The following is a 19,842-nucleotide window of genomic DNA, read 5'->3' on the forward strand; positions in this document are numbered from 1 at the left end:
GCGGTACCGAGATGCGCTTCCGCCATGCCGACGGCTCCGTCGTCCACCTCGCCTACTGCACCAACGTCCATCCGGCCGAGACCCTCGACGGCGTCCTCGCCCAGCTCCGCGATCACTGCGAACCCGTCCGCCGCAGACTCGGCCGCGACCGGCTCGGCATCGGCCTGTGGCTCGCCAGGCCGGCGGCCCGCGCCCTCGTCGACGACCCCGGTGCCCTGCGGGGCCTGCGGGCCGAGCTGGAGCGGCGCGGCCTGGAGGTCGTCACACTCAACGGCTTCCCGTACGAGGGCTTCGGCGGGGAGGAGGTCAAGTACCGCGTGTACCGACCGGACTGGGCCCATCCCGCCAGACTGGCCCACACCACCGATCTCGCCCGCCTCCTCGCGGCCCTCCTGCCCGACGACGTCACCGAGGGCACGATCTCCACCCTGCCCCTCGGCTGGCGCACGGGTTTCGGGCCCGCCCGGGCCGAAGCCTGCCGCGCGGCCCTCACCACCCTCGCGGAGCGTCTCGACGCGCTGGAGGAACTGACCGGCCGGTCCCTCCGCGTCGCGCTCGAACCCGAACCCGGCTGCGTCGTGGAGACGACCACCGACGCCATCGCCCCCCTCACCGCCGTCGGGGCACCGCACCGCATCGGCGTCTGCGTCGACACCTGCCACCTCGCCACCTCGTTCGAGGACCCGCCCGCCGCGCTCGCCGCCCTCCACGCGGCGGGCGTCCCCGTCCCCAAGGCCCAGCTCTCCGCCGCCCTCCACGCCGAGCACCCGCACCTCCCCGCCGTGCGCGAGGCGCTCGCGGCGTACGTCGAACCCCGCTTCCTCCACCAGACCCGCGCCCTCACCCCCGAGGGCCGACGCGGCACCGACGACCTCGACGAAGCCCTCACCGGAGCCGCCCTCCCCGGCACGACCCCCTGGCGCTCCCACTTCCACGTCCCCCTGCACGCACGTCCCGCCCCGCCGCTGACCTCCACGATGCCGGTCCTGAGGGAGACCCTCGGGCTGCTCGTCGGCGGTTCCGTCCCCCGCACCCGCCACCTGGAGGTCGAGACGTACACCTGGCAGGCCCTGCCTCCGGCACTGCGGCCGCGCACGCGGGCCCGGCTCCACGACGGCATCGCCGCCGAACTCGACCTGGCCCGCTCCCTCCTGACCGACCTCGGCCTCAAGGAGCTCCCATGACCACTCCCACCGCCGCGCCGACCGCCCGCCCCACGCCGCTCCTCGTCCTGGACGTCGTCGGCCTCACTCCCCGGCTCCTCGCCCACATGCCGAACCTGCGGGCCCTGGCCGCGTCGGGCTCGCACGCCCCGCTGACCACCGTCCTGCCGGCCGTCACGTGCACCGTCCAGACCACCTTCCTGACCGGCGCCCTCCCCTCGGAGCACGGCGTCGTCGCCAACGGCTGGTACTTCCGCGAACTCGGCGAGGTCCTGCTCTGGCGCCAGCACCACGCCCTCGTGGGCGGCGACCGCGTCTGGGACGCCGCCCGCCGCACCTGGCCCGACTACACCGTCGCCAACATCTGCTGGTGGTACGCGATGGGCGCGGACACCGACCTCACCGTCACCCCCCGCCCCGTGTACCACGCCGACGGACGCAAGGAACCCGACTGCTACACCCGTCCGGCCGCGCTCCACGACGAACTCACCGCGCTGCTGGGCACCTTCCCGCTGTTCCGCTTCTGGGGCCCCGGCGCCGACATCGTCTCCAGCCGCTGGATCGCCGACGCCACCCGGCACGTCATGCGGACCCGCCGCCCCGACCTCACCCTGTGCTACCTGCCCCACCTCGACTACGACCTCCAGCGCTACGGCCCCGACGACCCGCGCGCGCACCGGGCCGCCGCCGAACTCGACACGGTCATCGGCCCGCTGCTGGAGGACGCCCGGCGCGAAGGGCGCACGGTCGTGGCGCTGTCCGAGTACGGCATCACCCGTGTGCGCCGTCCCGTCGACATCAACCGCGCCCTGCGGCGCGCCGGACTCCTGGAGGTCCACACCCAGGCCGGCATGGAGTACCTCGACCCGGCCGCCTCCCGCGCCTTCGCGGTCGCCGACCACCAGCTCGCCCACGTGTACGTCCGCAGGCCCGAGGACGTCCCGGCCGCGCGCGAAGCCCTCGCCGACCTGCCCGGGGTCGACCGGCTCCTCGACAGCGACGGCAAGAAGGAGCACGGCCTCGACCACCCGCGCTCCGGCGAGCTCGTCGCCGTCGCCGAGCCGGACGCGTGGTTCACGTACTACTACTGGCTCGACGACGCCAGGGCTCCCGACTTCGCGCAGCTGGTCGACATCCACCGCAAGCCCGGCTACGACCCCGCCGAACTCTTCATGGACCCCGAGAACCCCTACGTGCGCGTCAAGGCGGCGACCGCGCTCGCCCGCAAGAAGCTCGGAATGCGCTACCGCCTCGCCGTGGTCCCCCTCGATCCCGCCCCCGTCCGCGGCAGCCACGGCCGCCTCCCCGCCGCCGACGACGAAGGCCCGCTCGTCCTGTGCTCGGCGCCGGGCGCCCTGCCCGGCCGCCTCGCGGCCACGGAGGTGAAGGCCCTCCTGCTGGCCCTGGCCACGACGCCGCCGGACTGACCCGCCGGGGAGAAGCCGGACAGCATCGACACGGCGCCGACGGCGCGGTCGAACGCGCGGTGGCCGGTCCCCGTGCTCCTCGTCACCCGGTCAGCGCCGCCGGCCCCGCAGCCCGTGCAGGTGCGGCAGCAGGCGGTCCGGTGTCAGGGGCAGGTCGCGCAGGCGCACGCCCACGGCGTGGTGCACGGCGTTCGCCACGGCGGCCGCCGTGCCGACGATGCCGATCTCCCCGATCCCCTTGCTGCCCATGGGATTGAGGTGGGGATCCTCCTCGTCGAGCCAGTGCGCCTCCACGGACGGTACGTCGGCGTTGACGGGGACGTGGTACGAGGCCAGGTCCCGCTCCACGAACTCCCCGGACCGAAGGTCGAGGGTGCTGCCCTCGGTCAGCGCCATGCCGATGCCCATGGTCATGCCCCCGACGAACTGGGAGCGGGCGGTCCGCGGGTTGAGGATCCGGCCGGCGGCGAAGACGCCGAGCAGCCGGCGCACCCGCACCTCGCCGGTCACCGCGTCCACCTCGACCTCCGCGAAGTGGGCACCGAAGGCGTGCCGGGCGTACGAGGACTCCTTCCCCGCCTCGTCCGCGGTGTCGGCCCGCGCGGTCAGGCCCTCGGGCGGCAGCGGGCCGGAGCGGGTGCGCAGCCGTTCGGCGAGGTCGGTGCAGGCCTGGTGGACGGCCCAGCCCCAGGACGACGTGCCCGAGGAGCCGCCCGCCAGCGGGGCGTCGGGCAGGGCACTGCTGCCGAGTTCCACCCGGACCGAGTCCACCGGGGTGCCGAGCGCGTCGGCGGCGATCTGTGCGAGGACGGTGCGCGCCCCGGTGCCGATGTCCGTGGCGTCGAGCCGCACGGTGTGCGTGCCGTCGGGTGCGGCGTGGACGGTCGCCGTCGACGGGCCGACGAGGTACGGGTAGGTCGCCGAGGCCACGCCCGTGCCCGAGAGGAGGTCGCCGGAGCGGCGCACGCCCGGCCGGGGGTCGCGGCCCTCCCAACCGAAGAGCCGGGCGCCCTCGCGGAGACAGCCGGCGAGGTTCCTGCTGCTGAACGGCCGGCCGCTGTCGGGTTCCCGGTCCGGTTCGTTGCGCAGGCGGAGTTCGACGGGGTCGAGGCCGGTGGCGGCGGCGAGCTCGTCCATGGCGGCTTCGAGGGCGTACATGCCGGACGCCTCGCCGGGGGCGCGCATCCACGAGGGCGTGGGGACGTCGAGGGCCACCACACGGTGGGTCGTGCGGCTGTGCGGCGAGGTGTACATGACGCGGGCGGGGACGGCGGCCTGCTCCACGAACTCCTTGACGGTGGAGGTCTGTGTGGTGACGTCGTGGGCGAGTGCGCGGATCACGCCGTGGGTGTCCGCGCCGATGCGGACGCGCTGGACGGTGGGGGCGCGGTGGCCGACGACGGCGGGCAGGTGGCGGCGGGGGAGCGAGAGCTTGACGGGGCGTCCGGTGTACCGCGCCGCCATGACCGCGAGGACGACCTGGGGGCGCGGGGTGCCCTTGGAGCCGAACCCGCCGCCGACGTGGGCGGCACTGACCGTGACCCGCTCCCGGGGCACGGCGAACAGCCGGGAGAGGACCTTCCGTACGGTCGTGGACCCCTGGTTCGAGTCATGGACGGTCAGGTCGCCGTCGGTCCACCAGGCTGTGGAGGCGTGCGGTTCCATGGGGTGGTTGTGCAGGGCGGTCAGGGTGTACGTGGCGTCGACGCGGACGGCCGAGGCGGCGAAGGCGTCGTCGAAGTCGCCCCTCTCGCGGACGGCGGGGTGGCCGCCGTTCGCCTCCTCCGGGGTGTAGAGGCGGGGATGGCCGTCGGCCGGTCCGGCGTCGTGTTCCTCGGGGGCGTACTCCACGCGCAGGGCGTCGGCGGCCTCGCGGGCGTTCTCCGGGGTGTCGGCGACGACGAGGGCGACGTACCACCCGCGGTGGGGGACGCGGTCGTTCTGGAGCACGGCCAGGGTCGGGTCGTCGGTCTCGCCGAGCCGAGGGGCGTTCTCGTGGCTGAGGACGGCGTGGACGCCGGGCCGGCGCAGGATCTCGTCGGCGTGCACGGCGGTGATCCGGCCCCGGGCGACGGTGGCGGGTACGGGCGCGGCGTGCAGACAGCCGGGAGGGGTGTGCTCGGCGGCGTAGCGGGCGGTTCCGGTGACCTTGTGCCGGGCGTCGCGGCGTTCGGTGTCGGCGCCTGAGGCCGGTGCGGAGGGTGTCGGCGGGGGGCACATGCGGGGTGGCTCCTCAGCTGGCGGCGGCGAGGTCGGTGAGCACGCGGACGGCGAGGCCTCGGGCGAGCGGCACCTTGAAGCCGTTGTCGCGCAGCGGCCGGGCTGCCGCCAGTTCGGCGTCGACGGCACGGCCGAAGGTCTCCTCGTCGGCGGGCGCTCCCCGCAGGACCTCCTCGGCGGCGCGGGCACGCCAGGGCCGGTGGGCGAGTCCGCCGAAGGCGAGGGCCACGTGCCGGACGCGGCCGTCGGCGACGTCGAGGACGGCGCCGACGGAAGCGAGGGCGAAGGCGTACGAGGCGCGGTCGCGGGCCTTCCGGTAGGCGCTGGTTCCCGCGGCCGGAGGGAGGACGACCTCGGTGACGAGTTCTCCGGGGAGCAGGACGGTGTCCTGTTCCGGCCGGTCGCCCGGCAGCCGGTGGAAGTCGGTGAGCGGGACCTCGCGCGCGCCGTCGGGGCCGAGCAGGCGCACCCGGGCGTCGAGGGCGGCCAGGGCGACGGCCATGTCCGACGGGTGGGTGGCGACGCAGTGCGCCGAATGGCCGAGTACGGCGAGATCGCGGTGGACGCCTTCCCGCGCGGGGCAGCCGGTGCCGGGTTCCCGCTTGTTGCACGGGTGGGAGACGTCCTGGAAGTACGGGCAGCGGGTGCGCTGGAGGAGGTTGCCGCCGGTGGTGGCGGCGTTGCGGAGCTGGGGGGAGGCCCCGGAGAGGAGGGCCTGCGACAGGGCGGGGTAGCGGGCGCGGACGAGCGGGTGGGCCGCCAGGTCGCTGTTGCGGACGGTGGCGCCGATGCCGAGGCCCCCGTCGGACGTCTCGGCGACGATGTCCAGCGGCAGCCGGCCGATGTCCACGAGGAGCGGAGGGTCGGCCACGCCGAGCTTCATCAGGTCGACGAGATTGGTCCCGCCCGCGAGGTACTGGGCGCGGGGGTGGCGGGCGTGGGCGGCGAGGGCCTGCTCGGTGCGCTCGGCGCGCACGTGCTCGAAGGGCTTCACCGGACGCTCTCCCGGTGCGCGTCGGCGACGGCGTCGACGATGCGGGGATAGGCGCCGCAGCGGCAGAGGTTGCCGCTCATGCGCTCGCGGATCTCGTCGCGGGTGAGATCCGCGGCGCCTTCGGCGCCTGCGGCGCGCGGTGGCGTCACATGGGAGGGGTGCCCGGCGGCCGCCTCGTCGAGGAGGGCGACGGCGGAGCAGATCTGCCCGGGGGTGCAGTAGCCGCACTGGAGGGCGTCGCGGGCGACGAAGGCCTCCTGGAGCGGATGGAGCCGGCCGTCCCGTGCGAGGCCCTCGACGGTGGTGACGGGCTCGTCGCAGGCGACCGCGAGGAGCAGGCAGCTGTTCACGCGGCGCCCCCCGACCAGGACGGTGCAGGCACCGCACTGCCCGTGGTCGCACCCCTTCTTGGCTCCGGTCAGGTCCAGGTGCTCGCGCAGGGCGTCGAGGAGGGTGGTGCGGTTGTCCAGCCGGAGGTCGTGGACGGCCTCGTTGACCTGGAGGGTCACGGACGACGTGGACTTCTCCGGCCCGTCGCGTCCCTCGCCGCGACCGTCGTCGCGGCCGGCCGTTCCGTCGCGGTCCACGGTGTCCGCCTTCCGTCGGTGGTGGGGGTCGCGTACCCCCGTCCCGGGCTTGGATTCCCCGCCCGCCGCGCCTGCCCCGCCGCCGGACCGGAGCCCACCCGTCCGAGGGGCGGCCGTCCGGCCGTCCACCGGCGTCGGAGCGGCGGCCCGGAGCCCCGGTGTCCGTGCGGGACCGCCGCATGCGGGTGCCCGCCGGAGGGACCGGCCGGGCCGGACGGTGCCGTGGCTGCGACCACCGTCCGGCCCGGAGCGTGTGTGCCCGGTGCGTCAGGCCGCCTGCTCGTGCGCGCAGGTGTCCTCGACGCCGTACGTCTCCCAGGCGGGGAAGTCGTCGTCGGCGGGAACCGGCTCGCCCGGCGCGAGCAGGCAGGCGTCGAGTGCCGCGCGGAGGGCGTCGGCGCGCAGGCCGGTGCCGATGAGGACCAGTTCCTGGCCCTGCGTGCTGTCCCGGTCGTGCACGCCTGAGGGCTCGAAGCGCGCGACGGCGCCGGCCTGCGACCACAGGCCGATCACCCGGGGCCTGCTCGCGAGCCGGAAGAAGCCCTTGGAGCGCAGGACGCGTCCGTACGAGCCGCCGTCGAGGTCCCGGGTGACGAAGTCCCACAGCCGTCCGGGGTGGAAGGGCAGCTCGGAGCGGAAGACGAGCGAGGAGATGCCGTACTCCTCGGTCTCGGGCACGTGGTCGCCGTTGAGCTCCTTCACCCAGCCGGGGGCCTGCTGCGCCTTCTCGACGTCGAACAGGCCGGTGCCGAGGACGTGCTCCAGGGGGACCCGTCCGCGTACGGCGGGGACGATCCGCGCCTCCGGGTTGAGCCGCGCGAGCGCGGCACGCAGCCGGCGCGCCTCGTCCGGGTCGACCAGGTCGAGCTTGTTGAGGACGATGACGTCCGCGAACTCGACCTGGTCCACGAGGAGGTCGCTCACGGTGCGCTCGTCGTCCTCGTACGGGGCCAGGCCGCGCGCGGTGAGTTCGTCGCCGCCGTCGAGCTCGGGCAGGAAGTTCGCGGCGTCCACGACCGTCACCATCGTGTCGAGGCGGGCGAGGTCCCCGAGGGTGGCCCCGTCGTCCCTGGGGAAGGAGAACGTCGCCGCGACCGGCAGGGGTTCGGAGATGCCGCTGGACTCGATGAGCAGGTGGTCGAACCGGTCCTCGCGGGCGAGGCGGTCGACCTCTTCCAGGAGGTCGTCGCGCAGGGTGCAGCAGATGCACCCGTTGGTCATCTCGACCAGGCGCTCCTCGGTGCGGGAGAGGGCCGCCTCGCCGCCGCGCACGAGGGCGGCGTCGATGTTGACTTCACTCATGTCGTTGACGATGACCGCGACCCGCAGCCCTTGGCGGTTGCCGAGGACATGGTTGAGCAGCGTGGTCTTGCCCGCTCCGAGGAAGCCGGAGAGGACGGTGACCGGCAGAGGCGCGTACGGGGGCACGTCCTCAGCCCTCGGGGTGGATCAGGCCGCGCTCGTACGCCTTGACGAGACGCTGGGGGACCTGGTGCACGACGCCGTCGACGGTGACCGGCACGAGCTGGGGCGTGGTCGCCTTCCACCGGGCGCGGCGGTGGCGGGTGTTGCTGCGGGACATCTTCCGCTTGGGGACGGCCATGGTGGAACTCCTCGGTTCGGGGTGACACCGGGACGCTATATGGAAATGGATGCCATTATCAAACTTACTCGGAGTGACACTGCTGATCCGGTGTGTCGGCAGGGGGCACGCCGATGCGCCCGGATGCCGGGCTGCGGGCCTCGTCCGGTCGAAGAGTGCCGTGACACGGGGCATGGCTCGGGAGGAGCGGGAAGACGTGTGCCATGACCCCTACGGAATCCTCCACGCTGCGCGCCGTGGCACTCGTGTGCACGCTGTCTCCTTCCCCCGCGCGCTCCAGCTCCCAACTGCTGGCCGAGCAGACCCTGGAGGCGCTCGGCGACCACGGAGTGACCGGTCAGATCTTCCGGATCGTGGACCACGACGTGAAGCCGGGCGTGGAGACGGACATGGGCGGCGGCGACGCCTGGCCGCGGATCCGTGCGGAGATCCTCGACGCGGACATCCTGGTCCTGTCCACGCCGATCTGGCTCGGGCACCCCTCCAGCGTCGCCCAGCGCGTGCTGGAACGCCTGGACGCGGAGCTGTCCGAGACCGACGACGAGGGCCGCATGCTCACCTACGGCAAAGTCGCGGCCGTCTGCGTCGTCGGCAACGAGGACGGCGCCCACAAGGTCGGCGCCGACCTGTTCCAGGGGCTCAACGACGTCGGGTTCACTCTCGCGCCGAACGCCGTCACCTACTGGGTCGGCGAGGCCATGCAGGGCACCGACTACCAGGACCTCGACACCACCCCGGAGAAGACCGCCGCCACCACGGCCACTCTCGCGGCCAACACCGCTCACCTGGCCCGTCGCCTCAAGGCCGCCCCCTACCCGCCCTCATCCTGATCTTCCCGGGAGCCCCCATGGACGACACTCAAGACATGGACCGGGCGCATCAGGTGCCCGACGAGGTCGATGAGAAGACGGTGCGCGCGCTGGGCGCCCTCTCGAAAGCGCTGGAGACCACGGAGCGGGCCCGCGGCCACCTCTACGGCTTCCATCAGCTGACCGGGACCGCCGACTTCGAGCTCGGCGACGCCGTCCGGCTCCTGAGGGAGGCCGGGCACGAGGAGCAGGCGGCGAGGGTGGAGCGCGAGCTCGTGGGGCGCAACGTGATCCCGGGCCATTGGACGTTCCAGATCATCGAGGCGTACAACGCCACCTACTACCGGCCCTTCGCCGCGATGGAGCAGTACATCGTCGACGAGCTGGCCGACGGCCGCGACCACCTCCTGGAGGCCCTCTTCAAGACGGATCGCCGCACCCACCACCATCCGGACCACACCGCGACGCCCCCCGAGACCTGAGAGGCCCGCGCCCGTCCGAAGACGGCCTCGATCACCGTCCTGGGTCGCCGGGTGCGTCTTCCACCTCCGGATCGGCGAGCAGCCCGGCGTGCAGGGTGGTGAGGATGCGGGTGAGCAGGCGGGAGACGTGCATCTGGGAGAGGCCGAGCCGGCGGCCGATCTCGGCCTGTCGGCGGCGTTGCCGCGACCGACCTGACATGGCGGGGCGAGACGATCGCGGAGAACACCTCGATCACGAGGTCCCCGCACAGGACCTGTCGATTCCACTGTCCAGGATCCCCACCCGCCTTTTACATCGGCCGGCCCGTCCCCGTCGCCCCGTCGCCCCGCCGCCCCGAAGGCTCCCCGGTCCTGTGCGGCCCCGGGAGTCAGACGTCGGTCTCGTGGACCGTGGTGAGCTCGGCGAGGCCGGAGATCGTCAGGACGGGAGTGAGCAGCGGGGGCGCGACGAGTTCGACACGGTGGGAGTGGGTGAACAGCACGCTCAGGGCGGCGCTGTCGAGGTACTCCACCTCGGTGAGGTCGACGACGAGCGGGCCCGGCAGGTCGTCGAGGGCGGAGGCGAGGGCGTCGGCGTTGCTCATGTCGATCTCGCCGACCGCTCTCAGGACCGGGGTGCCGTCCGCCCGGCGGCCGGGGGTGAGGGTGAGCGGAGTCGTGGTCATGGGGCGATCCTCGTACACATGTCGACGGTGGTGCCGGCCGGGCCGGGGGTGATGGTGACCTGTCGCATCAGGGCGCGCATGAGGGTCACTCCGCGGCCGCGGTGGGGATGGGACCCGGGATCGGGCCGCTTCCAGCGGCCCGTGTCCGCGACACTGAGCCGCAGTTCGCTGCCGAGGGCCTCGGCGCGCAGGCGCACGGCGCCGCCGGGGGAGTCGCGGTGGCCGTGCTCGATCGCGTTGGCGCACGCCTCCCCGGCCGCGACAAGAGCGTTCTGGACCGTCCGCGAAGGCAGGTCGCACCGGTCGAGCCAGCCGCGGAGGTCCTGCCGCACCGTCGCGAGCTGTCCCGATTCCGCGGGGAACGTCACGTCGAGGGGCGCGGGGAGGCGGTGGAGCAGGAGGGCGACGTCGTCGTCGTAACCGTCCGCGGGGGCCAGCCGGGCCATGATGTCGCCGGCCAGGACGTCGAGGCTCGTGTCGCGGCCGTCCCGCAGGGCGCGGCCCGCCGCGGCGATGCCCTGGACGAGGGGTACACGACGGCGTTCGACCAGGCCGTCCGTGTAGAGCAGCAGCGTGGCACGGGCTGGCACGGTGCACGTGCCGGTCGGACGGTCCTTCCCCGGGGCGATGGCGAGGGGGGTGGAGCGACCCTCCTCCAGCAGGATCGTGGTGCCGTCGGGGTGGGTGAGGACACCGGGAGGATGGCCCGCGCTGGAATAGGTCAGGATTCCGGTGCTGTGGTCGAGCACACCGCAGAACACCGTGGTGCACAGCGCGCCGGGAACGCCGACGGCGAACTGGTCGAGCGCCATGAGGACCTGCGCCGGGTCCGGGTTCCGCAGGAGCAGTGCCCGGCAGGCGCTGCGGAGCTGGCCCATGACCGCGGCGGCCTCGAGTCCGCGGCCGACGCAGTCCCCGACGACGATGCCGACGCGCCCGTCGGGCAGCGACACGACGTCGTACCAGTCGCCGCCCACCTCGAGGGGCCGGACGGCCGGCTCGTAGCGCACGGCGAATCCCGCGGGGAGCTGTGCGGGGCCGAGTATGGCCCGCTGCAGCGCGAGTGCGGTCTCCCGCTGCTGGTCGATCTGGCGGGCGCGGGTCAGCGCCTGCGCCAGACGGCCGGCCAGCAGGGACAGCAGCAGCCCGTCCTCGTCGGTGAAGGGGCGCCGGTGACCGAGGTCGATCCGGAGGACGAGGGGGCCGTCGGGGTGCTCCAGAAGGACGGCGGCGCCGGAGGCGTCGGCGACCGGCGTGAGCGCGGGCCGCCCGCGGACCGCGGTCAGCAGCTGCCGCTCCTCGGCGCGGAGCCGGTCCCACGTCACCGCCGGCCCCGCCACGGTCAGCTCGGGTCGGTCCCCGTCCGTGAAGACGGCGGCCGTCGCCCGGTGCGCGCGCCACAGGCTCCGCAGTTCGTCCAGCGCGCCCGCGAGCGCTTCGGCCGTGCTGCCGGCCTCCGACAGCCGGGTGCCGAAGGCGGCCAGGGCGCTGTCACGCTGGACGGCGTGGTGCTCGGCGGTGACGTCGCGGAAGGTGCCCACGACGACGCGCCGGCCGGTGTCGGGGTCCTGGACCTCGATGGTGGCGACGCTCACCCAGACCCTCCGTCCGTCCCGGTGGGTGAGGGGGACGGTGGAGGCGCCCTGTGTCGTCCCGGCCGACCGGGCGAAGCACTCCTCGACCTGCTCGCGTGCTTCCGGGTCGAGCCGCGCGTCGGGCCACCACGGAGGGACGGGCGCGTACGGCAGTCCCTCGGGCCCGTACCCGAGGATGCCGGTGAAGGCGGCGTTGATCTCGACGACGGCACCCGTCTCGTCGCGGACGAAGAACCCTTCCTGGAGGGAGTCCACGAGGGCGGTGCGCCAGCGGGCCTGATGATTGCGGAGCCGCGCGAGTTCCACGGTGGCGCGCACGCGGGCGAGGAGCTCGACGGCCGCGAAGGGCTTGACGAGGTAGTCGTCGGAGCCCGCCCGCAGGCCCTCGACGGAGGCTTCCTGACCGGCCCGGGCGGAGAGCAGCAGGATGGGGACGGTGGCGGTGCGGGGGTCGGCGCGCAGCGCGGTCACGAGCGCCAGACCGTCCAGGCGGGGCATCATCACGTCGCTGACGACCAGGTCGGGCAGCTGGGCGCGGATCGCGGCGAGGGCCTCCTGGCCGTCGCGCACCCCCCGTACCCCGTAACCGGCACCCGACAGCAGACGGGTGAGGTACTCGCGCATGTCCGCGTTGTCGTCGGCGACGAGGACCGTCGCGGCGCCGCCCGGAGCGCTTCTCCCGCTCGGCTCCACGGCGGTCCCGGCGCCGGTCCGAGCTCCTGCCTCCGTCCCGCTCCCGGCGCCGGCCGCGCCGCTTCCGGCAGGCGCGACGGCCGGCCCCGGGGCCGCCTCTCCGCCGGGCAGCCAGCGCAGCGCCTCCTGGACATAGGGTTCGGCCGCGCCGTCCCCGCCGGCCGACGGGGACGCGGGCACCACCGCGTCCGCGGGCAGGTGCGCGGTGCCGAACGGCAGGCGGATCGTGAAGCGGGTGCCCTCGCCCTCGACGGACTCGGCGGTGACGGTGCCGCCGTGCAGCTCGACGAGCTCCCGGACCATGGCGAGCCCGATGCCGCTGCCCTCACCGGAGCGCGCGCGGGCCTTTTCGACACGGTGGAAGCGCTCGAAGAGCCGCGGAACCTCGTCGGCCGGCACGCCGGTGCCGGTGTCCGTGACCGTCACCACCGCCTCCGCGCGCTCCGAACGCACGGACACGCCGATCGTTCCCTCGAACGTGAACTTCAGAGCGTTGGACAGCAGGTTCAGGATCACCTTCTCCCACATCCCGCGGTCCACGTACACCGGGGCATCCAGGGCCGGGCAATCGACGACGAGGGCGAGCCCGGCCCTGTCGATGGCGGAACGGAACACGCCGGCCAGGTCGGCGGTGGCCGTGGCGAGGTCCACGGGCTCGTACCGTCCTTCCAGGCGCCCGGCCTCGATCTGGGAGAAGTCGAGCAGGTCGTTGACCAGCCTGCCCATCCGGAGCCCGTTGCGGCGGATGACGTCGAGTTCGTCGCGCACGGCGGGATCGGCGTCCGCCAAGCGGGTGCGCAGCTCCTCGACCGGGCCCGTGATCAGGGTCAGCGGGGTCCGGAACTCGTGGCTGATGTTGGAGAAGAAGACGGTCTTGGCACGGTCGAGCTCGGCGAGCTCCTCGGCCCGCCGCTGCTGGGCCCGGTAGCTGCGGGCACGAGAGATGCCGGCCGCGAGGTGCCCCGCCACGAGTTCGACGAAGCCGCGGTAGTCCTCGTCCAGTGGCCGGTAGCGGTTCAGGGCCGCCACCAGGAAGCCGTACGGCGCGGCGCCCCGATCCCGCAGGGGCACGGTCAGCGCGCGGGTCGGCGGCTCGGACCAGGCGCCACCCGGCAGCGCCTCGTGGGCCGGACCGTCCAGGGCCACCAGCGCGGTCTCCTGCCGGGTCGACGCCGGCCACGGCGCCGAGGTGTCGCCGGCCGCCAGCACCTCGGGGGCGGCGGGATGTCCGGCGGCGATGCCGGTGGTTCCCGCCAGCCGGGCGGAGCCGTCCTCCTGGAAGAGGTACGTGAGGGTGAACGGCAGGTCCTCGGCGTTGCGCTCCAGCTGCCGGCCCGCGAAGGCCACCAGCTCCTGCTCGGTCAGGAGCGCGCGGGAGTCCGAACCCAGGTCCCGCAGCGTGCTCATGCGGCGCTCGGCGATGACGCGGTCGGTCTCCTCGCTGACGACGCAGAGCACGCCGACGACCTGCCCGTCCTCGTCGCGGAGCGGACTGTACGAGAAGGTGTGGTAGCTCTCCTCCGGGAAGCCGGAGCGCCGCACGAACAGCAGCAGCGCCTCGTCCCACGTGGCACTGCCGGTGAGGACGCTCTCGATCCGGGGGCGGACGTCCTCCCAGATCTCCGACCAGACCTCCCGCACCGGCCGGCCGAGCGCCCACGGGTACTTGCGCCCGAGCGTGTCGCGCCGGTAGGCGGCGTTGCAGAAGAACGTCAGTTCCGGCCCCCACGCCAGCCACATCGAGAAGCGGGACGACAGCAGGATGCTCACGGCGGTGCGCAGACTCTGCGGCCAGCTCTCCGGATCTCCCAGGGGGGTCGCCGCCCAGTCCACCGCCGCCAGATCACGGCCGACCTCCTGGTCGGCCGCGAACACCTCGGGCACGGCCGTCCCCGTCGTACGGGCCTCCCGGCCCTCACGTTCGACCACCGGCCACCCTCCCGTGCTCGCGCCCGCGCCTTCTGTCCGTGAGGCCGGGGCCGTGATCGCGTCGCCCGCGACCGTCCGACGCGGTCATCGGCCGACACGCCCGCGACCCGCGAGAACCCCGCATGATCCGTAGGATAAACCTGCCACCGCGCCCGCGGGCGTGTGCGCCCCGGCCCGCGAGGCCGAGGCGCGCGCGGGCCGGCGCGGGGAACCGCACCCGGTCGTGAGGGCGGTGACACATACTCCGCCGGACCGTGGAGAGGCGAAGGACACCGGGGACGACGGCTCGCTCCGTAGGCTCCGCAGCCCGGCCGACGAACCGTACGCCCTCAGTCGCACAGGAGAACCGGTGGACGATCACACTCTCACCATCAACCCGCAGCACACCGTCCCGGGCGCCACGGTCCTGGTCGTGGAGGGCGAACTCGACCACGACACCGCGCCGCTCCTCGCCGACTTCCTCGGGGAGGAGGCGTTCGTCCCGGACGCTCGCGTCGTACTCGACCTGACGGCTCTCACCTACTGCGACTCGACCGGCGTGACCGTCCTCGTCAGCGCCTACCAGAAGGCGCACGCGGCGGGCTGCGTCCTGGCACTCGCCGGAGTGAACGACGACCTGTCCCGGGTCTTCGGGATCATGGGCCTGGACCAGGTCTTCACCCTCGTGCCCACGGTCGCGGACGCGCTGGGCCCCGCGGGGCCCTGATCGGGGACGCACCCGATCGGGTACGGGAGCGATCGGGTGAGGAACCGATCGGGGACGGATCCGATCGGCGGGCGGATCGGTGCATGAGACGGGAATCGCGGGACAGGCGGCTGTCAGGAGGTTGATGACAATGATTCCTTTGCTGCTGGTCCTGCTTCTCGTCCTGATCCTTTTCGGCGCGGGTTTCGCCCTCAAGGTGCTCTGGTGGGTCGCCATAGCCGTGCTGGTGATATGGCTGCTCGGCTTCGTCATGCGGTCCACCAACGCAGGGGGCGGCCGCGGCCGTTGGTACAGATGGTGAGGTGAGCGACGGCGCGCTTCCTCGCGCGCCGCACGCCTCGGGGCCCGACCGGACGGAACCGGCCGGGCCCTGAGGCGCTTCGGTCAGCTGCGGCGCGGCCGACATGCGAGGGACGGCCGGCCGACGCGGAAGGCCCGCGGCGCCGAGCCCCGCCTCACTCCGAAGGACCGGTGACGCGGACCGCCATCAGCGCGATGTCGTCCTCCCCGTCGGGCGGGAACGCCGTCAGCAACCCGTCGCACACCCCCTCCACGTCGGCCGGCAGCGTGCCCAGGACGGTCGACAGACGCGTCAGCGAGTCGCCGAGATCCTCGTGGCGCCGCTCGATCAGGCCGTCCGTCGTCATCACGAGGACGGAGCCGGGCGGCGCGGCCACCCGGACCGCCGCGGGCTGCGGGAGCCGCAGACCGAGGAGGGGCCCGTGCTCGTCGACGAAGCGGACGCTTCCGTCGGGAGTGCGCAGGAGCGGTGGCAGGTGGCCCGCGTTGGCGACGTGCAGCAGCCCCGTCCCGCCGTCCACGAGGACGATGCACAGGGTGAGGGTGAGCTGTGCCTCGACGGCCACGAGGAGGTTCTCGATGCGTTCGAGGATCGTCTGCGGCGAGTGCTCCTCGATCGCGTAGGCGCGCAGGGCATGACGGATCTGCCCCATCAGCATCGCCGCGTCGAGGGAGTGGCCGGCCACGTCGCCCACGGCCAGCAGCAGCCCGTCCCGGGTGGGCAGGGCTTCGTAGAAGTCGCCGCCGATCTCCGCGTGTTCGCTGGCGGGCAGGTAGCGCACCGCCAGATCGGCCAGCGGGGAGCGGGGCAGGGTGTCGGGCAGGAAGCTCCGCTGGAGCGTGAGCGCCAGATCGTGTTCCTCGGTGTAGCTCCGCAGTGCCTCCAGGGCCAGGGCGCATGCCTGGGCCAGCTGGGTGAGCAGTTGTTCGTCGTCCGGCGTCGCGACGACCTCGGCGGGCACCGCGAGGCAGACCGGGGGGCGCCCCGGCTTCGCCCGGGCGACGCCGACGGCGAGCGTGCCCCGGGGTATCAGATCGGCCGGGAAGCCCGGCCAGGGCCGGGCCTCGGTCCGCAGGAGCCGGGTACCGGTCCGCTCACCGAACTCGTCGTACGACGGCAGCTCCCGCACGTCGACCTTGCAGACCTCCACACCGCGCGGTGCCTCCTCGGCCCGCGCCGCCGTGCGGACCGCCGAGGCGGGCTCGCCGTGCGGGGAGATCAGAGCAGCCACCGCCGTCGTCCCCAGTACGGTCGCGGCGCCTTCCGCCGCCGCCCGGGCGACCTCGGTGGCGCTGTCCGCGCTGTAGAGCCGGTGCGTGGCCTCGTTGAGGTGGAGGAGACGGTCGGCCAGGTGCTCGGCCCGGCGCCGGGCGCGGGCGTAGCGCAGGGCGGCGGTGACCGTGGCGAGGAGCTCGTCCGGGGCGATGGGTTCGGTGAGGTACGCGTCGGCTCCGCGGTTGAGTCCCTGTGTCCGGTCGGTGGCGGTGATCGCCGAGGCGGAGACGTGGATGACGGGGAGAGCCGCCGTGACGGCGTCCGCCTTGATGCGCTCGCAGACGTCGAAGCCGGTCATGTCCGGCAGGCGCACGTCGACGATGGCGACCTCCGGCAGGGGTTCGCCGGACCTGAGGATCGCCAGGGCCTGGGTGCCGTCCTCGGCCTCGACGACCGCGTGACCCGCCCGCGACAGCGTGGTCCTCAGCACGTAGCGGTTCGTCGGGTTGTCGTCGACGATGAGGATGCTCGCCGGGGAGTTGTCGGACGGGGACGGGTCGGGGATCACACTGTCGTCTTTCCGCTCTCGGCGGGCGCGTCTCCCGCCATCGGGGGAGGGGGAGCGGCGGGCACCGGGTCGAGGCCCAGGGCCAGCAGGATGCGCTCGCGGGTGAGGTGGGTCTTGTTCAGCACGGAACGGGCGTGGGTGAGCCGGGTCCGGTCCACCTCGCTCGGGTCGGTGGAGGTCAGCACCACGACCGGGACGCGCGCCGTGACCGGGTCGCGGGCCAGGACCCCGAGCAGGGTGTAGCCGTCCGGCGCGGGCATGACGAGGTCGATCAGGATCGCGTCCGGTCGCCGGTCCCGGATGACGTCGAAGGCCCGCGCGCTGACCGTGACCTCGGTGACGTCGTCGGCGACGCGCTCCAAGGTCGGGCGCAGCAGGTCGAGGAACGTCGGGTCGTCGTCCACGACCACGAGGGAGCCCAGCCGCGCGGTGGGTTCGACCGCCTGCGGCACGTCGCCGTCCGCACCCGGCGCCTCCCCGGCGGAAGCGTCGAGCTGGGCGGGGACGTCCACGCGGACGGTGGTTCCCTCACCGGGGGAGCTGGTCAGCGTGAGGGTGCCGCCGAGGATCGCGGTGAGCCGGCGCGCGTACGGCAGTCCCAGCCCGGTGCCGGACTGGCTGCGCTGGTGCACGCCCAGGACCTGGTAGAACTCCTCGAACACCCGCTCCTGTTGGTCCAGCGGGATCCCGACGCCCGTGTCGGTCGTGGTGAACGCGAACCAGGTCCGCCCGCCGCGCGTCTCGGTCTCGACGGTGAGCCGGACCTCGCCGGACGTCGTGAACTTCAGCCCGTTGGAGAGCACGTTGCGCAGGACGCGGGTCAGCATGACCTCGTCGGTGACCAGCCGCGGAGCATCCGACACGTCGGGAATGTCCAGACGCACCCCCTCGTGCGCCATGCCGCCGAGCGTCCCGCGGAGCTGATGGAGCAGCGTCCGCAGGTCGGTTTCGGCCGGCACGGGCTCCAGCCGCCCGGACTCCGCCTTCGCCACGTCGAGGAGCTCCTCCACGAGCGCGAGGAGGGTGCTGCCGGAGCCGGCGATCAGGGCCAGCTGCTGCCGCTGTTCCTCGCTCAGCGGATCGGCGCCGGGCGCCATGAGCAGACGCGCCAGGGAGATGACCGAGTTGACCGGGGCACGCAGCTCATGGCTCACATTGGCCCAGAACCTCGTCTTGGCCTCGCTGGCCAGACGCAACTGCCGCGTCATGTCCTCCAGTTCGGCGTAGAGGGCGACCACGCCCGTGTTCGTCTCCTCCAGCTCCGCGGACAGCTCGCTATAGAGCGCGACCACTCCCTTGTTGGTCTCCTCCAGCTCCTCGTTCAGTCGCCGCAGCTCCTCCTGCTGGGCCCGCGACTCCTCCAGGGCCCGGAGCAGCTGCCGGTTCTGCGACCGCAGCTCCTCGGCCATGCTGAGGTCCCCCGAGCCGAGGAGCGCCGCGCGGGCCCGCTCCACGCGCTGTCCGGGGGGAGTGTTCGAGGAGGGCAGTCGCTGTCCCACCGTCAAGGTGTGCCCTTCGTCCGAGGTGCCGTGCACGCTGTGGTCCAGGAGCCGGTGCGCCGCCCGTACGGTCTCGGTGCCGGGGCGCCGGTGACCGCCCCAGGTGAAGGAGGCGAGGAAGTGCACTCCGCCGGGCAGCGGAGCGGTCCGAAGTCCCACGCGAAGCCCCGGGGATCCCAGAAGATCACGCCCCACCTCACTCAGTACGGTCACCACCCGGACCAGTTCGTGACCCTCCAGTCCCAAGGCCTTGCACAGCAGCTGTCCCTGCCTGCGGAGTTCAAACACATCTCTGTCGGCGCTCAGGGCCAGTTCGCTGAACTCGTGGCTTCCGTCGGCTCTCACGAGCCGGCCGCCCGGACGACGACGATGCCGGCGTCGTCGCGTCGCACTCCCGCCTGACCGAGGATCTGCGCGGCGATGAGCGCCGGACGCCGCCCGAACAGTCCGGGAAAGGAAGCGGGGGACCAGCGGTCGCTCAGCCCGTCGGAGTGGAGGACCAGGACACCGCTCCGGTCCAGGGGCACCTTGTAGGTCCTCAGAGTGGGCATCTGGTGGCCCACGATCCCGGGAACCGACAGCAGCGCGTGCCGCTTGTCCCCGCTGACCACGCAGGCGCTGATGTTGCCCACTCCGCAGTGCTCGACGGTGCCGCGGGCGTAGTCGGCGCGCGCCACCGAGACCGCCGCGCCACGCGTCCCCCTCAACTCGTCGTGCAGCGCCCTCAGGACCAGCTCCGGCGACCTGTGCGCGTTGGTCCGGAACGCGGCCCGTGCCCGTTCGCCGGCCAGCGCCGCCAGCGGGCCGTGACCGAGCCCGTCGCACATCATGGCGGTGACCACGACGCCGTCGGGCCCCTCGTCGGTGCGCGCGGCCCAGCTGTCCCCGCACACGGTCTCACCGCTGATCGGCCGGGTCAGCCCGGCCACCGACGGCTCGGCGTCCCCGGACGCACCGTCCGGACCGGCGGACCAGAACCGGGCGAGCAGCGCCGTTCCGGTCCCCGGCAGGGAGTACACGTCGAACGTGTCGGCGCACCGCGCGATGGAGCCCAGGCCCATGCCGAGGGTGCCGCCGCTGGAGGAGCCGTCGGCGAGCGCCGCCGAGAGGTTCGGGATCCCGGGACCGCTGTCCAGCGACAGCAGCTCGACGGCCGCCCGGGCGGGCGCGCGGACGATCCTCAGCGCGAGGGATCCGTCCTTCGCGTACTTCTGCAGGTTGGTGGCCGCCTCGGTGACCGCGAGCTCCACCTCGGCCACCCTGTCCGCGGACATGCCGATGCGGTGCGCCAGACGCGCGGCCTCACGGCGCGCGACCGCGTCCAGCGCCGCGCCCAGGCGCATCCACACGACGTCCTCGGCCTCGGTCCCGTGGCCGTCGGCCACG

The 19,842-nt window shown here is 73.6% G+C and carries 17 protein-coding genes; 6 read left to right on the forward strand and 11 right to left on the reverse strand.

Annotated elements, in window-relative coordinates; genetic code table 11:
* Window positions 1-11: 11 nt before the first annotated feature.
* Window positions 12-1,184, forward strand: coding sequence for a metabolite traffic protein EboE (gene eboE / locus ACF1BN_RS08450; protein WP_392330815.1), 1,173 nt, complete (start codon window positions 12-14; stop codon window positions 1,182-1,184).
* A complete protein-coding gene (locus tag ACF1BN_RS08455) occupies window positions 1,181-2,590 on the forward strand; it encodes an alkaline phosphatase family protein (RefSeq protein WP_392330816.1) in 1,410 nt (469 codons plus the stop codon). The genes eboE and ACF1BN_RS08455 overlap by 4 nt, the downstream gene beginning before the upstream one ends.
* A gap of 90 nt (window positions 2,591-2,680) precedes the next feature.
* On the opposite strand, the gene ACF1BN_RS08460 is transcribed toward ACF1BN_RS08455, so the two are convergent.
* The 5 genes from ACF1BN_RS08460 to rpmF form a co-directional block, all read right to left on the reverse strand.
* Window positions 2,681-4,810, reverse strand: a complete 2,130-nt coding sequence (locus ACF1BN_RS08460; RefSeq protein ID WP_392330817.1) for a xanthine dehydrogenase family protein molybdopterin-binding subunit — start codon at window positions 4,808-4,810, stop codon at window positions 2,681-2,683.
* A 13-nt stretch (window positions 4,811-4,823) separates the two neighbouring features.
* Window positions 4,824-5,804 carry an FAD binding domain-containing protein gene (locus ACF1BN_RS08465; RefSeq protein ID WP_392330818.1) on the reverse strand — a complete coding sequence of 327 codons (981 nt, stop codon included), beginning with the start codon at window positions 5,802-5,804 and terminating at the stop codon, window positions 4,824-4,826.
* Complete coding sequence (locus ACF1BN_RS08470; protein WP_392330819.1) at window positions 5,801-6,391, reverse strand: 2Fe-2S iron-sulfur cluster-binding protein; 591 nt, start codon at window positions 6,389-6,391, stop codon at window positions 5,801-5,803. Before ACF1BN_RS08470 ends, ACF1BN_RS08465 begins: the two co-directional genes overlap by 4 nt.
* Window positions 6,392-6,658: 267 nt before the next feature.
* Entirely contained in the window at window positions 6,659-7,819 is a 1,161-nt protein-coding gene (locus ACF1BN_RS08475; RefSeq protein WP_392330820.1) for a GTP-binding protein, read from the reverse strand.
* Between the two features lie 4 nt (window positions 7,820-7,823).
* Window positions 7,824-7,994, reverse strand: coding sequence for a 50S ribosomal protein L32 (gene rpmF / locus ACF1BN_RS08480; protein WP_392330821.1), 171 nt, complete (start codon window positions 7,992-7,994; stop codon window positions 7,824-7,826).
* 203 nt (window positions 7,995-8,197) lie between these two features.
* Here rpmF and ACF1BN_RS08485 point away from each other — a divergent pair, with 203 nt between their 5' ends.
* Window positions 8,198-8,824, forward strand: a complete 627-nt coding sequence (locus ACF1BN_RS08485; protein WP_392330822.1) for a flavodoxin family protein — start codon at window positions 8,198-8,200, stop codon at window positions 8,822-8,824.
* 17 nt (window positions 8,825-8,841) lie between these two features.
* A complete protein-coding gene (locus tag ACF1BN_RS08490) occupies window positions 8,842-9,285 on the forward strand; it encodes a hypothetical protein (RefSeq protein ID WP_392330823.1) in 444 nt (147 codons plus the stop codon).
* Window positions 9,286-9,316: 31 nt separating this feature from the next.
* Here ACF1BN_RS08490 and ACF1BN_RS08495 read toward each other — a convergent pair whose 3' ends face one another.
* From ACF1BN_RS08495 to ACF1BN_RS08505, 3 genes are all read right to left on the reverse strand, one after another.
* A complete protein-coding gene (locus tag ACF1BN_RS08495; protein WP_392330824.1) occupies window positions 9,317-9,484 on the reverse strand; it encodes a sigma factor-like helix-turn-helix DNA-binding protein in 168 nt (55 codons plus the stop codon).
* 169 nt (window positions 9,485-9,653) lie between these two features.
* The gene (locus ACF1BN_RS08500) at window positions 9,654-9,950 is read right to left on the reverse strand and encodes an STAS domain-containing protein (protein ID WP_392330825.1); all 297 of its coding nucleotides are present in this window, start codon (window positions 9,948-9,950) and stop codon (window positions 9,654-9,656) included.
* Window positions 9,947-14,167, reverse strand: a complete 4,221-nt coding sequence (locus tag ACF1BN_RS08505; RefSeq protein ID WP_392330826.1) for a SpoIIE family protein phosphatase — start codon at window positions 14,165-14,167, stop codon at window positions 9,947-9,949. The genes ACF1BN_RS08500 and ACF1BN_RS08505 overlap by 4 nt, the downstream gene beginning before the upstream one ends.
* Window positions 14,168-14,516: 349 nt before the next feature.
* Here ACF1BN_RS08505 and ACF1BN_RS08510 point away from each other — a divergent pair, with 349 nt between their 5' ends.
* On the forward strand, window positions 14,517-14,873 hold the full coding sequence (locus ACF1BN_RS08510; RefSeq protein ID WP_392330827.1) for an STAS domain-containing protein: 357 nt from the start codon (window positions 14,517-14,519) through the stop codon (window positions 14,871-14,873).
* A gap of 130 nt (window positions 14,874-15,003) precedes the next feature.
* The gene (locus tag ACF1BN_RS08515; RefSeq protein WP_392331014.1) at window positions 15,004-15,174 is read left to right on the forward strand and encodes a hydrophobic protein; all 171 of its coding nucleotides are present in this window, start codon (window positions 15,004-15,006) and stop codon (window positions 15,172-15,174) included.
* A gap of 154 nt (window positions 15,175-15,328) precedes the next feature.
* Here the strand turns inward: ACF1BN_RS08515 and ACF1BN_RS08520 are convergent, their stop codons facing one another.
* Genes ACF1BN_RS08520 through ACF1BN_RS08530 form a run of 3 tightly spaced genes read right to left on the reverse strand, consistent with a single transcriptional unit; the run spans window position 15,329 to window position 19,841 of the window.
* Window positions 15,329-16,954 (reverse strand): SpoIIE family protein phosphatase, encoded by a 1,626-nt coding sequence (locus ACF1BN_RS08520; protein ID WP_392331015.1) that lies wholly within the window; start codon window positions 16,952-16,954, stop codon window positions 15,329-15,331.
* The gene (locus ACF1BN_RS08525; protein WP_392330828.1) at window positions 16,954-18,801 is read right to left on the reverse strand and encodes an ATP-binding protein; all 1,848 of its coding nucleotides are present in this window, start codon (window positions 18,799-18,801) and stop codon (window positions 16,954-16,956) included. Before ACF1BN_RS08525 ends, ACF1BN_RS08520 begins: the two co-directional genes overlap by 1 nt.
* The gene (locus ACF1BN_RS08530; RefSeq protein WP_392330829.1) at window positions 18,798-19,841 is read right to left on the reverse strand and encodes an ATP-binding SpoIIE family protein phosphatase; all 1,044 of its coding nucleotides are present in this window, start codon (window positions 19,839-19,841) and stop codon (window positions 18,798-18,800) included. Before ACF1BN_RS08530 ends, ACF1BN_RS08525 begins: the two co-directional genes overlap by 4 nt.
* Window position 19,842: the final 1 nt, after the last annotated feature.

The organism is Streptomyces sp. NPDC014861, assembly GCF_043081625.1.
Classification (GTDB): Bacteria; Actinomycetota; Actinomycetes; order Streptomycetales; family Streptomycetaceae; genus Streptomyces.

What these genes read in the sequence shown, in the direction of transcription:
- eboE (WP_392330815.1), top strand. Translation starts at nt 12, where the DNA reads ATGCGCTTCCGCCATGCCGACGGCTCCGTCGTCCACCTCGCCTACTGC.
- ACF1BN_RS08455 (WP_392330816.1), top strand. Translation starts at nt 1,181, where the DNA reads ATGACCACTCCCACCGCCGCGCCGACCGCCCGCCCCACGCCGCTCCTC.
- ACF1BN_RS08460 (WP_392330817.1), bottom strand. Translation starts at nt 4,810, where the DNA reads ATGTGCCCCCCGCCGACACCCTCCGCACCGGCCTCAGGCGCCGACACC.
- rpmF (WP_392330821.1), bottom strand. Translation starts at nt 7,994, where the DNA reads ATGGCCGTCCCCAAGCGGAAGATGTCCCGCAGCAACACCCGCCACCGC.
- ACF1BN_RS08485 (WP_392330822.1), top strand. Translation starts at nt 8,198, where the DNA reads ATGACCCCTACGGAATCCTCCACGCTGCGCGCCGTGGCACTCGTGTGC.
- ACF1BN_RS08490 (WP_392330823.1), top strand. Translation starts at nt 8,842, where the DNA reads ATGGACGACACTCAAGACATGGACCGGGCGCATCAGGTGCCCGACGAG.
- ACF1BN_RS08495 (WP_392330824.1), bottom strand. Translation starts at nt 9,484, where the DNA reads ATGTCAGGTCGGTCGCGGCAACGCCGCCGACAGGCCGAGATCGGCCGC.
- ACF1BN_RS08500 (WP_392330825.1), bottom strand. Translation starts at nt 9,950, where the DNA reads ATGACCACGACTCCGCTCACCCTCACCCCCGGCCGCCGGGCGGACGGC.
- ACF1BN_RS08515 (WP_392331014.1), top strand. Translation starts at nt 15,004, where the DNA reads ATGATTCCTTTGCTGCTGGTCCTGCTTCTCGTCCTGATCCTTTTCGGC.